At 70.6% G+C, this 18,792-nt stretch carries 14 protein-coding genes; 9 read left to right on the top strand and 5 right to left on the bottom strand.

Features of this window, described 5'->3' with window-relative positions; all coding sequences use genetic code 11:
• Window positions 1-2: 2 nt before the first annotated feature.
• Genes OG828_RS42430 through OG828_RS42400 form a run of 7 tightly spaced genes read left to right on the top strand, consistent with a single transcriptional unit; the run spans window position 3 to window position 10,959 of the window.
• Entirely contained in the window at window positions 3-1,865 is a 1,863-nt protein-coding gene (locus OG828_RS42430; RefSeq protein ID WP_328504152.1) for a hypothetical protein, read from the top strand.
• Window positions 1,862-4,126, top strand: coding sequence for a hypothetical protein (locus OG828_RS42425; RefSeq protein ID WP_328504151.1), 2,265 nt, complete (start codon window positions 1,862-1,864; stop codon window positions 4,124-4,126). Before OG828_RS42430 ends, OG828_RS42425 begins: the two co-directional genes overlap by 4 nt.
• A gap of 5 nt (window positions 4,127-4,131) precedes the next feature.
• Entirely contained in the window at window positions 4,132-6,459 is a 2,328-nt protein-coding gene (locus tag OG828_RS42420; protein WP_328504150.1) for a hypothetical protein, read from the top strand.
• Between the two features lie 5 nt (window positions 6,460-6,464).
• Window positions 6,465-6,620 (top strand): hypothetical protein, encoded by a 156-nt coding sequence (locus OG828_RS42415; RefSeq protein WP_328369276.1) that lies wholly within the window; start codon window positions 6,465-6,467, stop codon window positions 6,618-6,620.
• Between the two features lie 5 nt (window positions 6,621-6,625).
• Complete coding sequence (locus OG828_RS42410; protein ID WP_328504149.1) at window positions 6,626-8,899, top strand: hypothetical protein; 2,274 nt, start codon at window positions 6,626-6,628, stop codon at window positions 8,897-8,899.
• Window positions 8,896-10,506 carry an Hsp70 family protein gene (locus tag OG828_RS42405; protein WP_328504148.1) on the top strand — a complete coding sequence of 537 codons (1,611 nt, stop codon included), beginning with the start codon at window positions 8,896-8,898 and terminating at the stop codon, window positions 10,504-10,506. Before OG828_RS42410 ends, OG828_RS42405 begins: the two co-directional genes overlap by 4 nt.
• 45 nt (window positions 10,507-10,551) lie before the next feature.
• Entirely contained in the window at window positions 10,552-10,959 is a 408-nt protein-coding gene (locus tag OG828_RS42400; RefSeq protein WP_328504147.1) for a DUF1257 domain-containing protein, read from the top strand.
• Window positions 10,960-10,969: 10 nt separating this feature from the next.
• On the opposite strand, the gene OG828_RS42395 is transcribed toward OG828_RS42400, so the two are convergent.
• From OG828_RS42395 to OG828_RS42380, 4 genes are read right to left on the bottom strand one after another with little or no spacing between them, the layout of a single operon-like run.
• Window positions 10,970-12,268 (bottom strand): NAD(P)/FAD-dependent oxidoreductase, encoded by a 1,299-nt coding sequence (locus tag OG828_RS42395; protein ID WP_328504146.1) that lies wholly within the window; start codon window positions 12,266-12,268, stop codon window positions 10,970-10,972.
• Window positions 12,265-13,059, bottom strand: a complete 795-nt coding sequence (locus tag OG828_RS42390; RefSeq protein WP_328369262.1) for an amino acid ABC transporter ATP-binding protein — start codon at window positions 13,057-13,059, stop codon at window positions 12,265-12,267. The genes OG828_RS42395 and OG828_RS42390 overlap by 4 nt, the downstream gene beginning before the upstream one ends.
• Window positions 13,056-13,805 carry an amino acid ABC transporter permease gene (locus tag OG828_RS42385; RefSeq protein ID WP_210571260.1) on the bottom strand — a complete coding sequence of 250 codons (750 nt, stop codon included), beginning with the start codon at window positions 13,803-13,805 and terminating at the stop codon, window positions 13,056-13,058. Before OG828_RS42385 ends, OG828_RS42390 begins: the two co-directional genes overlap by 4 nt.
• A 9-nt stretch (window positions 13,806-13,814) precedes the next feature.
• Window positions 13,815-14,747, bottom strand: a complete 933-nt coding sequence (locus OG828_RS42380; protein WP_328504145.1) for a substrate-binding periplasmic protein — start codon at window positions 14,745-14,747, stop codon at window positions 13,815-13,817.
• Window positions 14,748-14,982: 235 nt separating this feature from the next.
• Between OG828_RS42380 and OG828_RS42375 the strand changes: the two genes are divergently transcribed.
• Window positions 14,983-16,179 (top strand): CdaR family transcriptional regulator, encoded by a 1,197-nt coding sequence (locus tag OG828_RS42375; protein ID WP_328504144.1) that lies wholly within the window; start codon window positions 14,983-14,985, stop codon window positions 16,177-16,179.
• Between the two features lie 64 nt (window positions 16,180-16,243).
• A complete protein-coding gene (locus tag OG828_RS42370) occupies window positions 16,244-17,431 on the top strand; it encodes a flavin-dependent monooxygenase (protein ID WP_328504143.1) in 1,188 nt (395 codons plus the stop codon).
• Between the two features lie 131 nt (window positions 17,432-17,562).
• Here the strand turns inward: OG828_RS42370 and OG828_RS42365 are convergent, their stop codons facing one another.
• Window positions 17,563-18,765 carry an LCP family protein gene (locus OG828_RS42365; RefSeq protein ID WP_328504142.1) on the bottom strand — a complete coding sequence of 401 codons (1,203 nt, stop codon included), beginning with the start codon at window positions 18,763-18,765 and terminating at the stop codon, window positions 17,563-17,565.
• Window positions 18,766-18,792: the final 27 nt, after the last annotated feature.

Raw genomic sequence — 18,792 nt, 5'->3', positions numbered from 1 at the left:
GCGTGGGACGGCTCACCGATGAGGCCGCGCGGCAGCTCGTACGGCGGGCCGACGGCCGGCGCGCGAACGGATCCCGGGGGCTGCGGGCGCGGCGGGCGTGGCGGCGGCTGGTGCTCCGGTGCGCCTCGGGCGACCCGGCCGCGCAGGACGCCGTACGTGCCGTAGCCGGGGAGCTGCCCGGCCCGGATGTCCTGGACCTGCTCGCGGCGGCCCCGGCGGAGCCCGCCGACCGTGCCGCGTATCTGACGCTGATCGGGCAGGGCGCCCAGCGCCAGGCCCTCGATCCCGACGGGTCGTTCCTGGCGCTTGCCTATCGCGCGGCGGCTCCCGAGATCCGTGAGCGGCTGCGTACGGTCATGGCCGCCGAGGGCGACGCCGATGTGATCCGGGTGGTGGTCAGCGGGGATCAGCGCGACCGGATCGCCGAGATGTCGGAGGGCGAACTGGACTATCTGGGGCATCAGTTGGCCGAGCACCGGCGGTGGGACGAACTGCGTCGCCTCATCCGCGACCTGCCCGTGCCCAAGGCGGTGGCCGCGGCTCAGCTGCTGCCCGTGGAGGAGTATCCGGAAAACGACGCCGCACTGTTGTCGATGCTCGCCGAGCGGTCCGCCCGGCAACTCCTAGCCACCGTCGAGCGGTTGCCGGCCACCCGCCTCATCACGCACGCCACCGGTGGAAGCTATCTGGGGGCTTCGCTCTCTCCCGACCTGTCCGAAGTGGCCCTGAGATACGGGATCTGGAAGCGGGGGCAGCACAACGAGATTCATGTGGAGACACTGCGGATCGGCACGGGTGAGACGACCCATCGTTTCCGCGGAGACCCGCTGACGGATGTGGACTCCGGAAACTCGATTCTCCACCTCGGCGACGAGATCCTCATCAGGCTGGAGGACGAGGACCACCGCTTCCAGATCGTCCGGGTCGCCCCCGATCTCAGGGCCCTCGGCTCGCCCTCCGCACTGTCCGACATGCGGAGGTCGAGCGGTGGAGCAGTGCTCGTGTGTCCCACGGGACTTGCCTTCGTGGACCCGGGCGCACACACCTTGAGGCGTCTGGAGATTCCCCGGTTCAAGAACAGAGTCGACTCATTGATCGGGGCCTCCGTCAGTGACGCCTCCTGCACTCTCACGACACTTCCCGAAGACCGGCTTGTCGCGGTTTACCGCACGGAGCGGATCACTGTGGTGAACGAGGACGGAACCGTGCTCCATGAGACAAGGAGAAACGGGCCCGGGAGCGGGTTCAGCCCCGCGCTGTCCTTTCTCTCACCGGATTCGCTCGTGCTGCACATCAACAAGCACTTCCCACCCAAAGGGCTCACCGAAATATGGAAGTTCACGTCGACAGGCGCCTCGCGCCGTGCCGACTGGCACACGGGAGCAATTCCGGACCGCTGGCCCTATGAGGAATGGCAGGGAAAGCGGCTCGACGATTTTTTCGTCACACGCATCTACAACAACGCCGACGCACATCGGGTCGACCCACTAGCGCCGTGGATCCAGCACAGCCCCGAGGTCTCGTCGCCGGTCGTGAGACTCCTGGGCAGGTCACCCGGGGGAGACATGTACTTCACCGAGGCGCTGGCCTCCGGCCCCCAGCGCCTGGAGGTGCACAGCCCTTACCTGCCCGACGCGCGCGCCCTGTTGGAACGGCCGCTGCTGCACAGCACTCCGGCGGACCTGCGGCGCGTACTGGAACTCCGCCCGAAGATCGGCGACCTCGCGGTACGGGAAGCGCTCGATCTGCTCGCGGCCGCTTTGAGCGAGCGCTTCGGTGGCGACATCGCACTGGGAAGCACCACTGCCGTCCCCCGGGGCGGCCCCACCGACATCGCCCTCGGCGAACACGGAACGGCCGGGTGAGACCCGTGCGCCTGTCGACCGCCTCTTTCCTGCTGCTCTTCTCCCCGGCAGACGTCCCCCGTGGCCGTCGTGCGCTGCGGACCGTCCTCGACGCGGCGGACACCGGCGATCCCGCGGGCTTGCGGATCCTCGCGCGTGCCGTCGCCCGTCTGGGACACGAGGCGGTGTGGCAGGTCTGGCTGGAGCCCAGGGTGTCCGGCAGGCCGGCCCGGCGCTGGGACTCCCCCGCGCCGGCCGAACTGGCGGCCGACGCGTCGACGGTCCCCGACCGGGTCGTCGACGTCGCCTGGGACGACTGGCTGGAGGAGCACGACAGCGAGCTGTGGTCCCTGCTGAAGCGGTGGAACCGCCCCACCACGGTCGACGCCGCTTTCCCCGCGCACGGGCTCAGCCGACTGGCACTCGGCGACACGACCGTGTCCCTGGACCCGGCTGTGCTCGCCGCCACCGCGGCCCGCTTCGATCACCCGCTCGGCGAGCAGGCCCGTGACCGACTGCTGGCACTGGGCGTCGGCGAGGCCGTCGACTTGTACTGCGCGGCGTCCGTCGACTCGCCGGACATGCGGGAGTTCTGCGTCACGCACGGACTCGCTCCGTCCGATGAGGTCATGCGTGCCGTGTTCTTCGTACGTACCGCGCAGCAGGACCAGTACGAGGCACTGGACCCGGACGGGGCACTGCTCGCCCTCGGCTACCGCAGTGTGCCGAAGAAGGACCGGGCGGCGCTGCGGGCAGCGATGGCCGACCTCAACGGCATCGACACACTGCGGGTCCTGGCCGGTCAGGGGTCCGACGAGCACCACTTCGTCTCTCTCACCAAGAAGGAACGGACCTACCTGGTCGGACAGTTGACGGACCGGGGCGACTGGGCACGGCTGTGGCGGCTCGTCCCGCTGATGCCGCTGGCGGAGGCCGTCGGCACGGTACGCCGGTTCGGGGCGTGGCGGCCGGCCGCCGCGGACGCCCGCGAGTTGTTCGAGAAGCTGCGCGCGGCGGACCCGCTGGTGGTCGACGACGGCCTGAGTGCGGTCGCCGTCATGCCGTCGCGCATCGAGCCGGTCTCCCTCACCCTCCCCGACGGCTTCGGCGCGTTCGCCGTACATGACCTGGACTTCTCGCCGGACGGGCAGCAGCTCGCCTACGCCGGGAGCCGGCAGAGCGACCGCGGCTTCGCCGGCGTGATGGACCTGCGCCGTCGCAGCTCGCTGTTCCACCGCTCCCTCGAGTTCCGCCTGTCCCACGTGGCACATCTGGGACAGGAAACGATCGTCGGGGCCGGCGCCCACACGCATTCCGTCAGCAATGCGTTCGCGAAGAAGATCTTCCTGATCGACCACCTCGGTGCGCGGCCGCTCCCCTTCGAGATCGGCCAGGTCTCGGCACTGGAGCGCCTCGCGGGCAAGCGTGCGTTCCTTCTGGTGGCACAGCAGGGGAAGGCGGCCTCGGATCCCCGGCTCGAGGTCTTCCTCGGTGCGGCCGACGACTCACCGGCCCAGTTGCTCACGCTGCGCGGGCGAAACCTCTTCCCTCCGCGCACGGCCGTGTCCCCCGACGGACGGCTGGCGGTGCTGACCGGCAAGCGGGACGTCCTGGCGACAGACCTCGGTGACGGTACCGTCCACCGGATTCACCGCGATCCCGTGGACGAAGGGCTCAACCAGTCGCACACGGCGCTGTCGTCCTCCACTCTGGTCCGCATCGCGCGCTCCGGCGCTCTGCAGGTGTGGCACGCCCCTTTCACGTCCACGCGCAAACCGCTCACCACGCCTGTCTGGCCGGAGGGGGACCTTCCGACCGCCATCGCCTGGTCGCCGGCCCTGCACCGGTTCGTGACGGTCAGGGACACGTACCTGGAGATCCTCGACGTGCCACCGACCCGCCGCCTCCCGCTGTCCGGCGAGGTCATCCATCAGCTCATCGAACTCGTTCACGCCCGGCGCGAGCGGCCCCTCGTACGGCTGTCGCCCCAGGGCGACGTCCTCGCTGTCGCGGGCGACAGCCCGGTCGTCCACCTCTACGACCTCTCCCCGCAGAATTCGGCCCTCACCCGGCCCATGGGGTCCATGAACGCGGAGGACCTGGCGGAGGTGCGCAGGTTGCGGCGGCAGCAGGATCTCGGACCCACGGCCCGGCGCGCACTGGCGCTGCTGTCGGCCTGTCTGAAACACCGGTTCCGGCACGACATCGGGATCGGTGACGCGGCGCGAACGGCGCTCGTGGCCGACCACGAGATCGCCCTCGGCCGGGACGGAACGGAGTGAGGCCCATGCGGATACGGATCGCGGTCGTGATGCTGTGGCTGCCTCTCGGGAAGAACTCCCGTTGGCGCCACAGGGCGCTGGAGACCGTGCTCCGCGCTGCCGACTCCGGTGAGCCCGTGGCTCTGCGGGCCGCCGTGGGCGCGATCAAGTCCCTCGGCCCCGACACCGTTTGGGAGATCTGGCTGGGGACCGCGGTGTTCGGAGTCTCCCAGCGATGGTGGACGTCCCCGCTCGTGGCGGAACTGGCGAGCAGTTCAACGGCCGTGCACGACGTGCTCGTGGACGCGGGTTGGCGCGAGTGGCTCGACGAAGACAAGCCCGAGTTGTGGTCCTTGCTGAGAAGGTGGAATCGCGCGGCGACGATGTCGACCGCGACGTCCGACCCGGGGCTGCGTTTCCTCAGCCGTCTGGCGCTCGGCGACGACGGAGAGACCAGCGGCGATGAGACCGTCGACGCCCCGTCCCTCGCCCATGCCGCCGCCCGCTTCGACCACCCCATCGGTGAACGGGCCCGCGCGAAACTGCTGACCTGCGACGATTCGAGGGCGGTCGATCTGTTCTGCGCGACAGCCGTGCAGGCGGATACGCCGGACGCGGTCGAGTTCTGCTTGACCCATCACCTCGCCCCCGCCGACGCCGCGGAACGCGCCGCGTTCTTCCTGCGCACCGGGCAGCACGAGCAGTACCGGGCACTGGACCCCGACGGAGCGCTTCTGGCCGCCCATTACCGCAACGCGCCGACCGAGGAGCGCTCGGCGCTGCGGGAGGCCATGACGCGGCTCGGCGGCATCGACGTACTCCGCGTGCTGGCCGGACAACGCCATCGGGACGGGGACGTCGCTTCCCTCAACCACAAGGAGCGCGCCTATCTGACAGGGCAGCTCACCCGGCGGCGCGACTGGGACCGACTGTGGCCGCTCACTGTGCTGCTCCCGCTCGCCGACGCCGTCCGAGTGGTCCACGCGTTCGGCGACTGGCGGCCGTCCGGCGAGGACAACCGCCGCATGTTCGAGACGCTGCTCGCCGCGGGACCGGTGGCCAAGCAGGTGAAGGCCCTTTCCACCGGGTCGCCGGTCTGGGGCACCCCGCACACCCGGATCGCGCTCCGCGACCTGGACGAGCGGGCCACCGACGTCGTCGATCTCGACTTCGCGCCGGACGGCCGCGGGCTCGCTTTCGCCAGTCAAGGCAAGTGCGCCGGGATCGTCGATCTCGACAGCACCACCCTGTTCCGGCTGTATCACTTCACGGGTTCCCCCACGCGGATCGCGCAGTTGGGGCCCGACGCCGTCGTCGTCGCGGACTCCGGACGCTACCGGGGCAGGCAGCGGCCCGCCCGCACCCGGCTCCATTACTACGACAGCCAGGGCCGACAGACGCTCCGCTTCGGGACCACCCGTATCACCCACGTCCGTGAGCTGCGGCGTACCGCCGGTGACCCGTGCTTCATCGTGCTGGCCGCACAGGACAGTACCGAGGACGGCGAATGGACGCTGTTCACCGGGGAAGCCGGCGGCCCACTCGTCGACACCGGCATGCTCAGCGGCCGGAACCACCACCCGGGCCTCACGGCCACCCTGGATCCCGAGGGCCGGACCGTCGCCGTGCTCGACCAGCGGACCGCCCTGGTCGCCGATCTCGCCGACCCCACGGCGGCGGCGACCCTCCGCGGCAGCACAGCCGCGGCCGGGGACAGCATGCCGCACGCCGCCATGTCGCCGTCCCTTCTTGTCCGAGGGAACGACCAGGGCCGCGTGCAGGTGTGGCGCGACCCGCTCACCTCCGGGAAGGCTCCGGTGTCGAAGCGCCTGTGGCAGCAACAGGAGGACAGAAGGCTGATCGGCCTGTCCTGGTCACCCGCGCTGCAGCGGCTTCTGGCGCTCAGCCGGCGAGGGCTCGACATCGCGGTGCACCTGCCGCGCCTCAAAGCACTCGGCACTCCGGCATACGACGAGTGGCCGGTCCCCGGCACACGTGTCCCGAAACCCATCCCGCTCGGCAGCACCGTGCCGGGAGCCCGGCCGTTCATGCGACTGTCGCCGGGAGGCGATGTCCTCGCCATGGGTGGCGTCCTGCCGGGTCACATCGATCTCTACGCACTGTCCCTCCTCACCGTCCGCCCGTTCATCGGAAAGCCGATGGGACTGATGCGGCCCAGGGATCTGACGGCGGTGGTCACGGTGTTGGAGAACCCGGTGCTGGACGAGGAGTCCCGGACGACGCTCACACTGCTGCGGACCTGCCTGGAGCACCGGTTCCGCCACGACGTGTGGCTCGGGGACACGCACGGGGCGGCGGTCGCCGGCGCCTACGACATCGAGTTGGGCGGGTGAGCCGGGTGACGAAGACGCTCGCCGCTCCCCACGCCGCCCGGCTGACCGAACTCGCCGCGCGCCGACGGGACGACGGCTCCGCGCGCTGCGGGCCCGGCGTGTGCGCTCTCGAGGATCGCTTCGGCGCGGACATCGCGCTCGGCGCTGACAGGACGGAGTGAGGCCGATGCGGGTACGGATCGCCGTGCTGGTGCTGCGACTGCGGACAGCCCGGGACTCCCGGCTGCGCCGTTGGGCTCTGGGGGCCGTGTTGCGCGCCGCGGATTCCGGTGCGCCCCAGGCCCTGCGCGCCGTCGCCCGCGCATTGGAGGCCCACGGCCAGGAGGCGGTGTTCCGGTCGTGGCTGATGCCGTCGGTGTCCGGTGCGTCCCCGGGGCGATGGGCCTCCCCTCTCGTGGCAGGACTCCCCGAGGGCCCAACGCCCGTACCCGCCATGCTCGTTGACGCCGCGTGGCAGGACTGGCTCGATCAGGACGATGCCGGGCTGTGGTCACTGCTGAAGCGCTGGGGCCCCGCCCCGACGACCTCCGAGCTCCCATTGCGCTTCCTCAGCCGCCTGGCGCTCGGCGACGACGACGTGCCCTTGGAAGAGCGCACCCTCATCGATGCCGCCCTCCGCTTCGACCACCCCATCGGCGAACAAGCCCGGGCCTGGCTGCTCGCGCAGAGCGCCCCCGAGACCATCGACCTGTTCTGCGAGGCGGCGCTGGACTCCCCCAGCGCGGCGGCCTTCTGCGCCGAGCACCATCTCGCGCCCGCCGATCCAGTCCAGCGCGCCATCTTCTTCGTACGCACCAGACAGCTGGAGCAGTATCAGGCGCTGGATCCCGACGGCTCTCTCCTGACGCTCGGCTACCGGGGCGCCTCCGACGAGGAGCGCTCGGTTCTGCGGGTCGAGATGAGCGGACTCGGCATCCTGGACGTGGTGCGCGTGCTGGCGGGACAGAGTTCCCGGGAGGAGGACTTCGCCACCCTCTCCGAACACGAACGTGCGTATGTGGCGGAGCAGTTGGCGGACCGGCGTGACTGGGACCGCCTGTGGTCCCTCACGCTGCTGATGTCGCTGCACGAAGCGGTGCAGACGGCCGACGAGTTCGGTGACTGGCGTCCGAAGCGTGAGGACGATCGCCGCGTCTTCGAAGCACTGCGTGCCGCGGACCCGATTGACGTGGCCCGGTTCGTGGAAGGGCTGGCCGGCGTAGGTCCGCTCCGCTCCCTCCCCCGCACCCGGATCTGGCCGACCGACACCGGCGAGCATCCGATCGCGGTCCACGCTCTCGACTTCGCCCCGGACGGCATGCAACTCGCCTTCGCGGGGCGAGGGTCGAGGCACTGTGCCGGGATCGTGGATCTCGCCAGTCTGACGCTGGTGTGGCTGGACGACCACCTCCCGCATCCGGCGCAGCGGATCGCACATCTGGGCTCCGACGCCATGATCGTCGTAGCGGGCAAGCAGATCCACTACGCCGACGAGAACGGCACGCTGGCGCTCTACAACCAGCCCGGCGATGTGCGCGACGTGGAGCGCATCGCCGGCGACCGTGCCTTCATCGTGACCGCGAGAAGCCTCGAAGCGCCGGCCGCGTGGACGGTGTTCACCGGCCGCTCCGGCGGGAACCTCACCGACAGCGGCATGCTGCGCTGGCAGGGACGTATCACTCCGAGGACGGCCGTAGTGGATGCGGAGGGGCGGCTGATCGCCGTGGTCGACGAGCCCAGCAACATCGTGGTCGCCGATCTCGCCGACTCCGCTGTGAACGACTCTGCTGTGAACACGCTCATTGGCCCCGAAATCCTCAGATTCAACGCGAACTCGGCCGCCCTCTCGCCTTCCGCTCTCATCTGCGGCACCAACTCCGGCGGGCTGCATGTGTGGCACGAACCTCTCACGACCTCACAGGCGCCGGTCACGGCCCGCTCCTGGACGTACGGGACATCCCCGATCCACCTCGCCTGGTCACCCGCACTGGACCGGTTCCTCGCCGTCACGGAAACCTATCTCCAACTCCTCGACGTGCCGCCCACGCCTGACGCGCCCCCGCCCGAAGACTCCGTGTCCGAGCAGATCCCCCTGCTCTCCGACTACCAGCCCCGTCCCAGGGCGCGTTGCGCACGGGTGTCACCGCGGGGAGACCTGCTGGCGGTCGGTGGCCTGGAAGAGGGCGCCGTCGACATCTACGTCCTGACCGCCCTCGCCCTTCGTCCATGGATCGCCCACCCCATGGGCGTGATGGGCCCCGGGGAGCTGACGGAAGTGGTCGCGGTGATGGAGCACCCGGTCCTGGACGAATCGTCCCGGCAAACCCTGGGGCTGCTGCGGATGTGCCTGGAACACCGCTTCCGGCACGACGTCGGGCTCGGCGGATCGGCGGGGTCGGTGAGGCCGGGCGACCACGAGATCGAACTGGGCGAGCTTCACGGACGTAAGGGAGACGCATGACCACCCGTATCGGCATCGACTTCGGCACCGCCAACACCGTCGTCGCGGGCTGGGACCCCGAGGCGGGCCGCGGCGTCCCCATCCCGCTGCCCGGCGTCGACATGCTGCGCGAGGCCGGCCCCGGACCCACCCAGCGGGTGGTGCCCTCCCTGATCGCGTACGCCCACGACGGAACCACCCGCCGCCTGGGTATGCAGGTCACCCCCGAGATGGACGACGACCCCGGCTTCACCGTCTTCGCGTCCACCAAGAGCAACGTCTCCGGACACGCCTACGACGCGGGCCGCCCGGTCGGCGACCGCAAGGTCACCGGCCGGGAGGCGGCCACCCAGTTCCTCAGCGACATCATGGCGCTGGCGCTGCTCACCATCGAGGACGACGACCTGGAGATCGTCGCCACCGCGCCCGTGGAGTCCTTCGACGGCTACCGCGACTGGCTGGTGCGCGAGGTCCGCGAGGGCCTTCCCACCGCCCGCCTCCGCATCGTCGACGAGGCCACCGCGGCCGCCGTCGGCTACAGCGCCCGGCTCAACCCCGGCGACGCGTTCGCCGTGATCGACTTCGGGGCCGGCACCCTCGACGTCTCCGTCGTCCGGGTGCAGGAGCCCGACGAGACGGGCTCCGGCGCGGGGGTGCGCACGATCGCGAAGCGGGGCCTGGACCTGGGCGGCAACACCATCGACGCGTTCCTCGCCGAACACGCCCTCGGCCATCTCGCCCTGCCGCACGGTGACCAGATCGGCCGCAACCAGGTCTTCCGCCGCCTCCTGGCCTCCGCCGAGCGCGCGAAACGGGAGCTGGCGACCGCCGAGCAGGCCGTCATCCGCGCCGCCGACGCCCGTAGTGACCGTGTGCACCAAGTCACGGTCACCCGCGGCGAGTTCGACGCCCTTCTGCGCGACAAGGGCGTGCTGCGCCGGATCAACCAGGCCCTGCGCTCCTGCCTCGATCTGGCCGCCACCCGCGGCTTCGGCACCGACGACATCCGGGGCGTCTTCCTCGTCGGCGGCAGCTGCCTCATCCCCGCCGTGCAGGACGTCGTCCACCTGCACTTCGACCCCGAAGTGGTGCGCCTGGACCGGCCCTTGGAGGCGGTGGCCGCCGGGGCGGCCGGCATCGCGGGCGGCAGCGAGCTGTTCGACCACATCCAGCACGACTACGCCATCCGGCATGTCGACCACGACACCGGCTCCTACGAGTTCGAGACCCTGGTGGAAGCCGGCACCGCCTATCCCACCGAGGAAGCGGTCAAGACGCTCACCGTCAGGGCGGTGCACGACCGGCAGCGCAGACTCGGCCTGGCCGTCTACGAACTCGCCCACGCCACCTACCGCGACGCCAGCGCCGAGCTGGAGATCTCCTTCGACGCCGGCGGCGGCGCCCGCACCGTCACCGTCACCCCGCAGCAGCGCCAGCAGCGGTCCATGCTCTGGCTCAACGAGGACAGCCCCACCTTCCTGGAAGCCGACCCGCCGGCCACGGCCGGAGAGGATCGCTTCCGCCTCGAGTTCCGCATCGACGCCCACAAGCGCCTCACCGTCTCCGCCTACGACCTGCGCCGCCACACCCTGGTCCTGGACAGACAGCCGGTCGTCCGCCTGGCGTGAACACCCGGCTGCACCCCCTCCCGTCTCCGACCCCAAGGAATCGTCATGTCGCACTTCACCCGCGTCCGCACCGCCCTGCGCGACCCCGGCCTGCTCGTCCAGGCCCTCGCCGCGGTCGGCTTCACCACCGTCGAGAGCCACGACACGCCCCAGCGCCTCTACGGCTACCAGGGCGACGCCCGCCGCGACCGCGCCGAAGTGATCATCCGCCGCGCCCACATCGGCCGCCTCAGCAACGACATCGGCTTCCGCCGCGGCGACGACGGCACCTTCGAAGCCGTCATCAGCGAGTACGACAGGTCCCGCTACGACCAGCCATGGCTGACCAAGGTCGCCCGCGCCTACGGCCACGCCGCCGCCCTGCGCTACGCGGAGGACCACGGCTACGAGGTGGACACCGACGTACTGGAAAAGGACGGCCGGCGCCGCCTCGTCCTGCGCCGCTACACCTGAGCGTTCCGGTTCAGCGGCGGAGCCGGTCGAAGCAGAACGGTGCGAGGGCCTCGGGGCGTCGGCCGGTGCGGATGTACTCGGCGAGCCGGTGCCCTGTGGCGGGGCCCAGGGTGACGCCGAGCATGCCGTGGCCGGTGGCCGCGAAGGCATTGGCGTGCCCTGGGACGCGGTCGATCACCGGCAGGCCGTCGGGGAGGAACGGCCGCCCACCGACCCAGGGGTCACGGATCACGCTCACCAAGTCGTCCGGGTCGTCGAACCAGCGGCCCAGATAGTGCCGGCTCGCCAGCGCCACGGCGACGATGCGGCGCCAGTCGAGACGGCTGTTGTTGCCGCTCAGCTCCATCGTGCCGCCGATCCGCGTGGTGCCGCCGATCGGTGAGGCGACGGCCCGGCGCTCGCCGAAGTACAAGGTGTGCCGGGGCGCCGGGTCCAGCTCCACCGAGAAGCTGTAGCCCTTGCCCGCCTGGAGAGGCAGTCGGTGTCCCAGAGCACGCAGCAGACGGGGAGAGCGCATACCGGCCGCGACGACGACGGCCGAGCAGGGAATCTCGCCCTGGTCGGTGCTCAACGCGGTGACCCGCCCCCCTTCGGACCGGAATCCCGTGACCTCCGCGTTCTCATGGACCTTCACCCCCGCGGCGGCCAGCGCCGCACCGAGCCCGCGGGCGAAGGCCTCCGGATCGACCACGCCCTCCCCCTCCACGAGGTAGGCCGCGCGCACCTGGGGCGACAGCGCGGCGTCCAGCAGATGCGCTTCGGCACCCGTGGTGACGTCGTCGGGCATCGGATAGCGGCCGTCCGCCATCTCCTGCTGGATCGCGAGGTGATGACGAGCCTCCACCGGCGACAGGAACGCGTGCACCATCCCGGGCCGGGTCAGCGTCGTGTCCACCCCCGCATCGCGCAGGCCGTCGAAGAGGTCGAACGTGCCGCGGTTGAGCTCGGCGATCGCGGCGTAACCACGCCGGAACGCGGCCGGGGTGCTGCTGCGCCAGAACCGCCACAGCCACCGCAGGAACGCCGGATCCGGAAGCGGCCGTAGATACAGCGGTGAGTCCGGCCGCCCCAGCGAGCGCAGGGCGTAGCGCACCACACCCGGGGCCGGGACGGGCGTCGAGTGGCTCAGGCACACCCAGCCCGCGTTGCCCCGGGACGCCCCGGAGCCCAGGCCGCGCCGCTCGACGACCGCCACCGGCAGCCCGGCCGCGGCCAGGTAGTAGGCGGTGCACAGGCCCACGACACCGCCTCCCACGACCACGACAGGGTGGTCACCGACCGGCCCCGGCCTGCCGGGCACGCCGGTCATGACGCGGATCCGTACGACGCGAGGAACTCCCGGGTGCGGGCCTCGGCGGGTGCTCCGAGAACGTCCTCGGGCCTCCCCTCCTCCACGATCCGGCCGCCGTCGACGAAGACCACATGGTCGGCCACCTCGCGGGCGAAGGGGAGTTCGTGGGTGACCAGCATCATCGTCATTCCGTCCGCGGCGAGTTCGCGCATCACGCTCAGCACCTCCCGGGTGGCCTCGGGGTCGAGGGAGGACGTGGGCTCGTCGAAGAGCAGCAACTCGGGCTTGAGGGCGAGCGCCCGCGCGATGGCGACGCGTTGCTGCTCGCCGCCGGAGAGCTGGTCGGGCAGGGCGAGGGCACGGTGGGCGACACCGACCCGGCGCAGCAGCGCGACGGCACGCTCCAGCGCCTCCGGCTCCGGGATGCCCGCCTTGCGCTGGGCCAGGACGACGTTCTCCACGGCGGTGAGGTGCGGGAACAGGTTGAACCGCTGGAAGACCATGCCCACGGTGCGGCGCAGCCGGGCCAGGTCGCGACAGACCGTGCGGCCGTCCTGGTGCACCACCTCTCCGGCGACCTCGACCGTGCCCCGGTCGGGCCGTTCCAGCAGGTTGACGCAGCGCATCAAGGTCGTCTTCCCGCCGCCGCTCTGTCCGATGACGCTGACGATGCGGCCCCGGTCGATGGTCAGGTGGACGTCGTCGAGCACCAGCCTGCCGTCGAAGGACTTGCTCAGCCCGCCGATCCGCACGACGGCCTCGGGCGGCGCCGGCGATGTGGTCTGCGCGGCGGTGACTGGCTCGGTCATACGGCACCTGCCTTCACGTCGGCGCTCAGATCCTGGGCGAGCAGGGCACGCGCCGCCCGCAGGCGCCGTCGTCGCCACGGGGACAGGGGGACGCCTGCACGTACCTTCCGCTCCAGCAGAAGCAGCAGTTGGGAGAGCGGGTAGCACAGGGCGAAGTAGATGGCCGAGATGACCAGATACACCTCCAGGGCCCGGAACGTGGCCGAGGTGATGAGCCGCCCTTCGGACATCAGCTCGGCGGCGGAGACGGTGACCAGCAGCGAAGTGGACTTCAGCAGGTCGACGAGCATCGTGTTGGTCCCGGGCAGTGCCTGGCGTACGGCCTGCGGCAGGACGATGTGACTGAAGATTCCCGCCCTGCCGAGTCCCAGTGCCTGCCCTGCCTCCGTCTGCCCGTTGTGCACGCCGCTGATCGCGGAGCGGAAGATCTCGGACAGGTAGGCGGCGTAGAAGACGACCAGGCTCAGGCATCCGGCGGTGAAGACGTCCAGCCGGATCCCCGCCGAGGCCAGGCCGAAGTAGGCCAGGAAGATGATGGCGAGCAGGGGGATGTTCTTGAACAGCTCGGTGTAGACGGCGGCGACCGCGCGCAGCGGCCATGCCCTGCTCAGCCTGAGCAGCGCCACGGCGAGGCCCAGGAGCACGGCGCCGACGAAGCTCACCACCGTGTAGGAGAGGGTGCGCCACAGCGCGTCCAGCAGGTCGGGCCGGTAGTCGGACCAGGGGACTTGAAAGAGATCGGACATGTCAGCCCCTCACTCACCGATGGACGGCGGGGTCCAGTCCTGGGGCCGGTCCACACCGCGGCGCGCGGTGGCGACATCGGCGGAGGGCTTCAAGAACTGCTCGGGATCACCGCCGTACTTCTTGACGAGCTTCTCCATCTCGCCGTTCTGGTACATGGCGTCGATCTCGGCGGAGATCGCCTTCTCCAGCTTGGTGGCCTTCTGGGGCAGGTAGAAGCCGGTCTGGTAGGGCTGGAAGTACTGGTAGTCGGGCTTGGCCTCGACCTCGGCCGCTGTCGGGGGTGTCAGGTACTGGGTGTCGATCTTCAGGTCGGGCCGTTCCTTCTGTGCCGCGATGATGATCAGCGGGTCGAGGAATCCGACGTCCACGCGGCCCGCGCCGAGGTCGTCGAAGACTCCGTTGGCGTCGGGGTAGGCGTGCAGCTTGGCGTCGGGGACGGCCTGGATCGACTTGACCCACACATAGCCCTCGACCGTGCCGAGTTCCAGGCCCTTCAGGTCGTCGACGGTCTTGTAGGTCTTCCCGCTGCGGACGGCCATGGCCGGGGGCGAGTAGTACGGCGGATCGGTGAAAAGCCCCTGCTTCTGCCGGTCGGCGGACCAGGCGACACCGCCGATGGTGATGTCCACGCGGCGGGACTGCACGCCCGCGAGCATGCCGGCGAAGTCCGTCACCTGGGGCTCGATCTCCAGGCCCAGTTTCTCGGACACGTAGGTGAGGATGTCGCCGTCCAGGCCGACGATCTTGTCGCCCTCGACACTGGTGTACGGAGCGTACGGCTGTACGGCGACCTTGATGACACCGGGCGTGAGCGTGCCCAGCGCGGCGGTCCCGGCGGACACGTTCTTGGGGGCGTCATCGTCGCCCGAGCCACAGGCGGTGGCCGCCAGCATCAGGAGCATTACCGACAAACCGCCGGTGAGCGATCGTATTCGGGTCATGGCGTGGGCCTTCCGAATCAGTGCTGAGGGAGCTGAAGGAGCCCGCCGTTTCACCGCGCTGTGCCTCCGACGGGGAGGTGATTGGGCCCATACGTTATGGACAGGACCTCATCACGTCACCGGTCACTTCGTACGAACTTGCGGCCGGTATTCCTCGGCATGCTGTACGGTGCGTCCAGCCGCCGGCCGGTCCACGACCCGTTGCCGGTCCATTCCCGCGACGGGAGGAAGCCTGGTGCTGAGCCCGTCACTCGCGCAGGAGATCGCCGGGGACACCTCCGCCGTCATCGGCTTCAATGTGCTGATCACCGATGCGGACGGCATGGTCATCGGCAGCGGCGACACCAGCCGGGTCGGGTCCTTCCATGAAGCGTCGGTCGATGTGATCCGCACTCAGGAGGCCGCCACGCACAACGCGTTGCAGGCCCAGCAGCTGCGTGGGGTGCGCCCGGGTGTCACCCTGCCGCTGGTCACGGACGGGCAGGCGGTGGGAACGGTCGGCATCACCGGAACCCCTGCTCAAGTACGCCGCTTCGGGCTGCTGGTGAAGCGCCAGACGGAGATCCTGCTCAGGGAATCCGTGATGCTGCGCTCCCGCCTGCTCGCGGAACGGGCCACGGAGACGCTGCTCGCCGACATCGCGTCGTACGACCCTCAGGTCGTCGAAGGTGATTTCCTCCTCTTCCGGGCCGCTGAACTCGGCTACGACCTACGGCTCGAGCGGGTCGCGGTGGCGTTCGAGGTGAGCGTGCCCGCGACGGCCGCCCGACGTCAGGGCGCCCCGACCCGGGACATGGCGCTGGTCCGCTCGGAACTGCTCCGCACGGTTCGCGAGGTCTTCGCCGATCCCCAGGACATCGTCGCCTCCACGGCCCCCGGCTGGATCGGCGTACTGCGCCGGCTCCCGGCCCGGACCGAGGTGGCTTCCCTGATCGACGACTGCCGGAGAATCACCGACATCATCGCCGCGCAGGACGGCCTCGACGCCCGCGCGGGGATCGGCGAACCGGCCGTCTCCGTGGCCGGGCTGCACGACTCGTACCAGGACGCCCGCGACGCGCTCCGCCTCGGCGGCCGCGTCGCGGTCGACACATCGGTCCACCTGATCGCCGATCTACGCGTCCATCAGGTCCTGGCGACGGTGAGCCAGCCCACCCGCAACCGTCTGATCGAACGGGCCGCGGCACGACTGCGAGCCCAGCCGGACTGGCCGGTACTGCGCGACACGGTCACCGCCTGGTGCGAGAGCGGATTCAACCTCGTCCGCACGTCCGCCGCCCTGCACATCCACCGCAACACCGTCGTCTACCGCATGAACAAGATCGAGCAGATCACCGGTCGTCCGCTCCGTGAGCACCGCACGACCATGGCCCTGTACCTCGCCTGTCTGGCCGACGAACTGGGGGACGGCACCACGACCGCCGACGGATAGCCGTTCAATTCCCGGCGTTGCGGGCGTTGTTGACACGTCCGGTCGTCCGGGTGACGGTGCGTTCATGACTCCGTTACCCGCGCCGCCCGGTGCCGACGCCGAACTCGTCGACCGCGTACGAGCGTTACGTCCCCTCATCCGCGAACACGCCGTCCGCACCGAGCAGGAACGGCGCGTCACGCCCGAAGTCGTCGCCGCGCTCACCGAGGCGGGGGTCTTCCGGATGAACGTGCCCCGGCGGTACGGCGGTTGTCAGAGCAGCCTGCGGACACAGGTCGACGCGCTGGCCGAGGTCTCCGCCGCGTGCGGTTCGGCCGGGTTCATGGCGTTGATCCAGGCGGGGTGCGCGTACATCGCGGCGCTGTTCCCCGACGAGGCGCAGGACGAGATCTTCACCAGCCCGGACGTACGGGTCAGCGGCACTCTCATCCCGGACGCCACGGCCGTCCCCACCGAGGACGGGTACGTCGTCAACGGCACCTCGCCCTTCGCGACCGGCTGTCAGGACGCCGACTGGCATCTGCTCACCGCACGGGTCGAGTCCGGCGACGGGCCTCCCGAGATCCTGTGGGCCGCCGTTCCCATGGCCGAGCTGGAGGTCCTCGACGACTGGCATGTGACGGGGCTGGCGGGCAGCGGCAGCAACAGTGTCGTCGCCCGGGACATCGCCGTACCTGCTCATCGTGTGCTGCCGGTCGGGCCGTTGCTGGCCGGGGAGTTCCCGTCCAAGGCCAACGCGGACGACCCGTTCTACCGGATGCCGGTGCTGATGCTGTTCTGCGCGTGGACGACGCCGAACGCGCTCGGACTGGCGCGCTCGGCGCTGGCGGAGTTCCGGGAGCGGATCCACCGGCGCGGTATCACGTACACCTTCTACGAGCGGCAGAGCGAGGCCGCCGTCACGCATCTGCAGGCGGCCGAGGCCGCGATGAAGATCTCCTGTGCCGAGTTGCTGACCGGCGACATCGTCACGCTGATCGAGTCGCGGGCGGCGAGCGGGGAGCCGTACACGACCGAGGAACGGGCGCGGATCCGGGCGGGCAGCGGCTACGTGGCGCGGCTGTGCACGGAGGCCGCCGAGCTGATCGGCTCGGCATCCGGTGCCTCGTCCCTGCACCGGGACGTGCCGATCCAACGGACCGTGCGCGATCTGCGAGCGCTGAGCCTGCACTCGTTCGTCAACCCGGCCACCAACCTGGAGCTGTACGGCCGGGTGCTGTCCGGGCTCGACGCTGGAACGCCGTTCCTGTGACGAAGCGCTCCGCTTGAAGTGCCGCGCTGTGCCGTCGGCCGCCTGCGGCACCGTCGTGGCCGGTCGCGCCCGCGCGGCGGAGCCGCATATCGATACAGCCCCGCGCCCCTTCGGGGCGCTGCCGAACCCGCTTAGCCCGCCGGTACCGCCGAATCGTTCCGCAGCGCTGTGAACAGGGCCCGCGCCCGCCGTTCGTCCCATTGCACCGCGCTGCCCTTGGAGGTACGGAGATTCGGGTTGGAGACGGGCACGTTGAGCTGGCTGCCCTTCCCCGACGCGGCCTTCCGCATCGCCTCGAACAGGGACACGAGGTCGGGCAGTTCCGTGTCCTTGTCCACGATCAGCGTGTCGAGGCCCGCCTCGGCCGTGGGGACCGACTTGGTCGGATCGAGGAGGGTGGACGGCGTGACCGCCTTCTGGGCGAGCGCGGCCAGGAACTTCTGCTGGTTGCGGGTGCGCCCCAGGTCACCCTCGGCCTCCTGCTTGCGCTGCCGTACGAACGCCAGTGCCTCGGCGCCGTCGAGGGTCTGGCAGCCTCTGGGCAGGTCGGCCCCCGAGTCCTTGTCCTTCACGGCCCTCTCCAGGCACATGTCGACCCCGCCGACCGCGTCGACGACGCCCACGAAGCCGGCGAAGCCGATCTCCGCGTAGTGGTCGATGCGCACCCCGGTGTTGCGTTCCACGGTACGGACGAGCAGGTCGGGGCCGCCGAGCGAGAACGCCGCGTTGAGCTTGTCCGGTGTGGCGGGATAGCGCCTGCCGGTGTCCGGGTCGACGTACGGCGGAAGGGTCACCCACGAGTCGCGCGGCAGGCTCAGCATCGTGGTGCCGTCGGCCCCGGTATGCAGCAGGATCACCGAGTCGGTGCGGCGGCCCTCGGTCGAGCCGGTGTTCAGGTCCTGCTGCTCCTGCAGGGACAGGCCCGCGCGGCTGTCGGAGCCCACGACCAGGTAGTTGGTGCCCTCGCCGAGCGGCGCCCGGCCGGTGAGCGCCCCGAGGTCGACCTCCTGGTTGAGGCGGGTGTCGGCCCAGACGTACGTGCCGACGACGGAGAGCAGCAGCGCGGCCGACAGGACGGCCACCGTCCGCGCGACGCGGTGGCGTCGGGGGCGGCGGCGGCCGTGGCTCTGGCCGCGTCGGTCGTAGGCGCTCTGGTCGTAGCGGCCGGGGGTGGCGGGCGAGGGCATGCCGGGCAGGGGGGCGGTGCGGGTCGAGGGCGGAGGCACCGCCGGGGACGGTGGCGCGGCGCCCGGCACCGCGCTCGCCGTCCAGTGGCCTCCCGGCCGGCTGCCTGCCGCCTGGTGGTCTCCTGGATGCTCGGTCCAGTCGTTCATCCACCCGTCCCGCTGGTTCTGCTCGAA

It is taken from the genome of Streptomyces sp. NBC_00457, assembly GCF_036014015.1.
GTDB lineage: Bacteria > Actinomycetota > Actinomycetes > Streptomycetales > Streptomycetaceae > Streptomyces.
This window is presented reverse-complemented; position numbering and strand designations above follow the sequence as displayed.